This is a genomic window from Sodalis-like endosymbiont of Proechinophthirus fluctus (assembly GCF_001602625.1).
Classification (GTDB): Bacteria; Pseudomonadota; Gammaproteobacteria; order Enterobacterales; family Enterobacteriaceae.
The window spans coordinates 5,526-11,224 of sequence record NZ_LECR01000057.1; the positions used below are offsets into that span (position 1 = coordinate 5,526).

Consider the following 5,699-nt stretch of genomic DNA (forward strand, 5'->3'; position numbering starts at 1 on the left):
GGCGCGGCGGGCGTCAGTGCTCTGCGATTCACATTCCAGGACAATTAGCTAGGCCCCCAGTGGTAGTTTTCTCTGGCCGCTTGTACTTATCTGTTGCTTTTCGCGGCGGTTTTTTCCCCACTATCTTTTCATTGTGCCTCTGCTATTTATCGGGTGGCGCTGTGCGTGTCGTTTTGGCTCTGATGGAAGTCGTACTTGACGCGCTGTTCGCCCGCGGGCTGTTGTTGTGTGGAATAAATGATTACGATTTGTGCATCACTGTATTTTTTGCAGGGTAGTGGTTCTGTTACGGGAAAAATCTTTCTACCGACTCTGTCCTGAATTGTGCTGTGAAATAGCCGCGGACGCCTGACGGAACACCCGTACGGGGTACAATTACTAAGATAGAGTCCGCCTAGGCTGGAATTCCACCGACCTCAGTATGGGAATCGCCTATGCGGTAGAGCAGGATAGCCTGCGGCCTCTTTTAGGCAGGTATCATCTTCATTTACCAGCGGTCAAATAGGGGGACCGCGCGAAGTTCCGCCTTTGCCGGCCGCTACTGCGACAGCGTATATCATGTTTTGTAGCTCCTGTGAGCTTGAGGATCCCGCATTTTGGGCAATCGATCTGGAATATGGTAGACGACCGCCTTTTTTCCCAGGAAAAATTTGCTAGAGTGCGACAGAAAAACTTGTGACAGAAAAACTGTTGTGTTGAGCAGTGCGAAAAGTAGGGCTTTCTTTCACGCTAGCGTCGTATACCGTCCATGGTACAGCGAAAAATGCAGTAATAACATTATTTTTATGATCATAAAGAATAATTTTATGCGCTTCAGTACTTATTAGCGGTGAGGATCCTATGTAACACTCTGAGTTCGGGCGGAAGTGCTGTGGGTAGGGCCGTGCGTGCCCACCATCAATTGCGCCCAACTCCAGGTTGACCATGATGGCAGCGGGCGCCCTGGTTATGTTGGGTCTCGCTCCTCTGGCGCTGCAGGCAGATCAGTTGGCGGATATTCAGCGCGTTAGGGGCAGTGCGCGTTGCCACCTTCGACGCCAATCCGCCGTTTGGCGCCATTGATGCCAAAACCTATCGTATTGTCGGTTATGACGTGGATTTCGCCTGGGGGACATCGCAGATGCGCTAGGCGTGAAACTGGCGCTGGTACCGGCCAATCCTTCCAACCTTATACCCTTACTGCTGTCTGGCAAGGCTGATCTGATTATTGCCGATATTATGATTATTCCTGATTGGACACAAGTAATTGATTTATCATCTCCTTACTTTGTCACTGGTCAACAATTCCTGGTGCCGACCTCGTCGTTGAATAAGCTGGAAGATTATGCCTCGGCCGAGATCGGCGCTGTGAAGGGCACAACCGGCGAACAGGTGCTGTATCAACGTTTTTCCAATGCCCGGATATTAGCCTATGATAATATTCCGCTGTCGATGTCGGCGCTGCGCAACGGCAATATCAAAGCCATCACCCAAGACGGCACCATTTTTGCGAGGCTGTTGGTGGCGCGCCGGATAAGGCAAACTACAAGATTTTGCCGGAGTTTCTAGCGAGGAGCAAATTGGCATCGGTATTAAAAAATGGAGGGTGCTCTGTTGAACGCAGTCAATCAGCAGCTTATCGCGCTTGAATATAGCGGGGAGGCACAGCGGATTTACAATAGCTGGTTTGGACCGCAATTCCCGGCGCCGCAACCGCGGTAGTTCACCATAACCTTCCGTTAATAAGCGGTGCTATGGTGAAGTCATCATGTGTCCCAGAGGCAACGTTGCCGCTGGGGGGCTGGCGATGTTTCAGTAACGGTAGAGTTTCGCCGGGTAGGCAAAGTTTTCGGCCAGCAGCCGGTACTGTGGGATATGAATTTCTAAGTAAACGTAGGGGAAGTAGTGGCTATTTGCGGGCCGTCAGGCTCTGGCAAGTCTACCCTGATCCGTCTCATAAATCAGCTTGAAACCCTGAGCAGTGGTGAAATTTTTATTCACCAGCGCTCCACCGCCGGACTGCGCGGCCGACAACTTCTGGCTCTGCGTACTAGCATTGGTTTCGTCTTCCAGCAGTTTAATCTCTATACCCATCTTACTGCACTGGATAATGTCGCACTGGCTATTATCAAAATGAAGCTGCGCCAAGTTGAATTGGCGGACAAGGTACAGTATTTCCCCCATCAGCTTTCGGGGGGGGCCAGCAGCAGTGGATAGCTATCGCTCGCGCTTTGTCTGCCGATGCCGATATTATTTTATTCGATGAACCTACCTTCTGAGCGGTCAGCCGTTGGAGTGGATTAGTACCGGCTTATCTTGCTAGTGACGCTGGGTAGGGTCGCTTTTGGCGACGGTAGTAGTGCCGCTGCTCTTGGCACTGCGTATGATGCCGGACTGTACCGGGCGGTTGCTAGTCGCGGGCTGGATTTCACTCTTTCGCAATATGCCTTTGTTGGTACAATCGTTTTTTGTTATTTTGTTGCCTTGTGGAGTACGCTGACAGTCGGTTAGCGCGACTATTTGGCCGACGACTACCGCTGGGCGACATTGCCCGGCGATCTTCCGTTGCTGACGCCGGAATTTATCTGCACCGCCTGGGGTTGGCGGTGTTCAGCGCGGCTTACCTTGAAGAATTGCAGGCGGGGCTTAATGCCTTGCCGTCGGGGCAGAGCAATGCGGAGATCGCGCAAGGTTTCAGCCGTCTGGCGATACTGTGTTAGATCCTCCTGCCGCAGAGGGTATGCAACGCTTGGTAGCTCCTTGGTTGGTCAATACTTCAACTTGATGAAGTATTCCTCCCTGGCGTCCGCCATCGGATTTAGCGAGTTGACTTATTACATTATCCAGATTGAAAGTTACAATGCCCATGAGCTGGAAGGGTTCGCCGTCGGTACCGTGCTGTATCTGCTGCTCGGGCTGGCGATGGGAAAAATTTTGCTGCGGCTGGGCTGGGCCCACGGCTGCATCGGCGCGGTGCGCGGGAGGCCAGTCATGAATTTTAATTGGGCAGTGGTGCAGGATAATCTGACATATCTGCTTTGGAGTAGAGTAGCGGAAGGGGAATCAGGCGGCCTGCTGCTGACGATCCTGATAGCACTTGCTGCAAGCGTCATCGCCTTGGCGCTGGGTGTGCTGCTAGCGGTAGTGGCCTGGTGTTACTCCGGCTGGACGCATTGTTTACTGTTTTTCTAGGTAGATCTTATCTGCGGTATCCCACTAATTTTCATGATTTTCTGGTTTTACTTCCTGCTTCCGGTGGCGTTCGGCCATTCTCTGCCCGGTGCAGTAACCGTCACGCTGGCGCTTGGCTTGGTTTACCTCCACGGCTGTCATGCACGTGACGCTAGCTGGTCTACGGGCTTTGCCAGCTGGTCAGGTAGAAGCCGGGTTGGCCAGCGGTCTTAGCCATTGGCACATTCTAATGGTTGATTCTGCTGCCCTAGGCCTAGCCAAATAATTGCCCTCCTGGACTGGTTTGCTGACGTCGCTAATTAAGGATACTTCGCTGGCGTTTAATGTGCCGGAGATGACTACCGTAGCAGGCCAGGTCAAACAGCTGGCTGCAGATTTATTCGACTGAAATCTTCTTGTTGGTCGGCGCGATGTCTTATGTCTTGTGTGCATTTCTCACAGCGTTGACGGCCTGGTCCCCGGTCGCAGCGCTGAGCTGCGCAGCGGCGGCAGCCTGGATAGTGGTGACCAGGCGTAAAACTTACGTGCTGACGCCGTTTCGCGTTGCGCTGCACCGGCGAACACTATTACGTGGAGTAGCGCGCCTGCTGGTGGGAGATAAATCCCGTGATTTTTACACCCTGCTCCAACCGCCCGCAGCGCCGAGAAACACTGCCATAAGTAACCCGAACCCTGTTGTGGAGGCGACAGATGCCGTGCATTGCGATGTTTGCCAAGATCCTCGCCAAAAAGTTATGGCGAAGAGGAGCATCTTATCGGGCGGCAGCCACAGTAACCGGGCAGCACAAAGAAAACAATCCGTTTCAATAAATTTGACGCAGGCTTTATGCTGTGTGAGTTGTTATACTTTTGTTATGCCGCATTTATGGCATAGTAATTTCTTACTTTTTCGTGACCGGGAAATTTTCCGTGCCGACTAGCTTTCTCAATTATGAGAAAGCATTATGAGATGTTAGTCATTTGACCTAATACTGGCATGTGTCGTCACGTCGCTTCTGCTTTGACTGACAATAATCAACTCCTTTCCCCCAACTTACTCCACGATGCTTTCGTCAATGCGCTACTAGCGGAAGATGACCACCTAGGAAAAAGATTGGCCAGCTCTACTTAATCAGCGTTGGCTGGGTAATCCGAAAGAGGTCATTCGCGATATGATTCAACACGGTCAGGTAGGACGGATTCAATATCATCACCCACCAGGATATCTGGTAGACCATACAGCTTGAACAGCCTGAAAATCCCACTTTTTTCGCCGGTGGCGATGCATAGACCGGCGTTGCTTCCGTGCCTTAGCGCGCCGCGGAGAGATTATTTCGCGCCTAACATGCGGTTAATGCATGCATTTCGGTGATATCTATTCGGTGCCGATTATTGTCACTTCCAAAAGGAAACAATGTCTATGGCAACCAGGGTTAATTATGGTCGTTCGGTGTTGTTCGCCGCTATAATGCTGGTCATTACGCCAGCAGTATAGGCTGCAGATACGGCGGTGTGCGTGGCGTCGAAAATTGATACAGAAGGAGATCGCTACTGGGAAATATTATTTTATAAGTTATTTAATATCATCAGGTTAAAGCGGTTAATAAACTGCAATTGGGCATGATCTAGGTGTTACTTGGGGCGATTTACTGCTGGTGAGATCGATATTTATTAGGAAGATACCGGCAACGGTGTTTTTTCTTCTCCTCGGAGCAGGATAAGGCCTGGAAGAACACCAAAGTCGGCTATCAAAAAGTCAAACAGCTGGACCATGACAAAAATCATATCGTCTGGCTTTAGCCCGGCCGCCGCCTAATAATGCATGAATCATTGCCGTACGCGATGAGCTGGCTAAAGAACAGCATCTCGACTCTCTGACTAATCTGAGCCGCTATTGCAGGCGGGAAGCATATTAAATAGCAACGTCTTTAGAGTTCATCGAACGGCCTGATACGCCACCGGCGTTTGAAAAGGCTTATTACTTCACCTTTTGCATCAGGATCAACTGCTGTCGCTTGCGGGGGAGATACCGCAGTTACCATCAAGGGTGCCTCCGAACAGATCTCTGGCGTCAGCGCCGTCATGGCTTACAGCGCCGGTGGATTAGTAGCCGTGCTGGGGCTGAATACTCTTTCGGATCCGGCGAGCGTGCAGCCGATATCTGATATACGCGCCGAAGCCGATCATTCGGGAAGCTGTGCTTAAGCCAAGCAGAATCTGGAAATTGCCCAATGATTAAAGCTGGTCTTCGCCGCCCTGGATAACGAGACGCTGCAGCAACTGAACGCCAGTATCACCGTCGAGGATCAAAACGCTAAGCTTGGCGCCGGCAGATATTCTGCAGGGATTGTTGAACAGCGCGCTGGAGCTGATACTGCTAGGAGTAATTCCGGCTATCGCGCTGGCACTGTTGGTCGATACCCTGTTAAAGTGATTATTTCTATGCCAATGGCCCGCTCTAGCTGCTCGGCGCGCTCGATACGGTGCCCGCAGCGCCCTGCAGAGGGAAATTGCCTGCGTTTACCAGATCTCTCGACGTACAATCGTTC

The 5,699-nt window shown here is 51.5% G+C and carries 2 protein-coding genes and 4 pseudogenes; all 6 read left to right on the forward strand.

All coding sequences use genetic code 11. The features are described from left to right. Positions 1-161: 161 nt before the first annotated feature. Positions 162-325 (forward strand): annotated as a pseudogene (locus tag BG74_RS17410) (tRNA dihydrouridine(16) synthase DusC); the annotation flags it as partial. A 599-nt stretch (positions 326-924) separates the two neighbouring features. Further along, positions 925-1,701 (forward strand): annotated as a pseudogene (locus BG74_RS06345) (transporter substrate-binding domain-containing protein). 183 nt (positions 1,702-1,884) lie between these two features. Beyond that, positions 1,885-2,196: an ATP-binding cassette domain-containing protein gene (locus tag BG74_RS19000; RefSeq protein WP_066597358.1), complete on the forward strand. Its 312-nt coding sequence runs from the start codon at positions 1,885-1,887 to the stop codon at positions 2,194-2,196. Positions 2,197-2,198: 2 nt separating this feature from the next. After that, positions 2,199-2,258: a hypothetical protein gene (locus BG74_RS20715; RefSeq protein WP_439895689.1), complete on the forward strand. Its 60-nt coding sequence runs from the start codon at positions 2,199-2,201 to the stop codon at positions 2,256-2,258. Continuing rightward, positions 2,255-2,928, forward strand: a pseudogene (locus BG74_RS06355) (ABC transporter permease subunit); the annotation flags it as partial. The gene BG74_RS20715 and the pseudogene BG74_RS06355, both read left to right, overlap by 4 nt. Before the next feature lie 42 nt (positions 2,929-2,970). Further along, positions 2,971-3,617: pseudogene (locus BG74_RS13705) on the forward strand (ABC transporter permease subunit); the annotation flags it as partial. Positions 3,618-5,699: the final 2,082 nt, after the last annotated feature.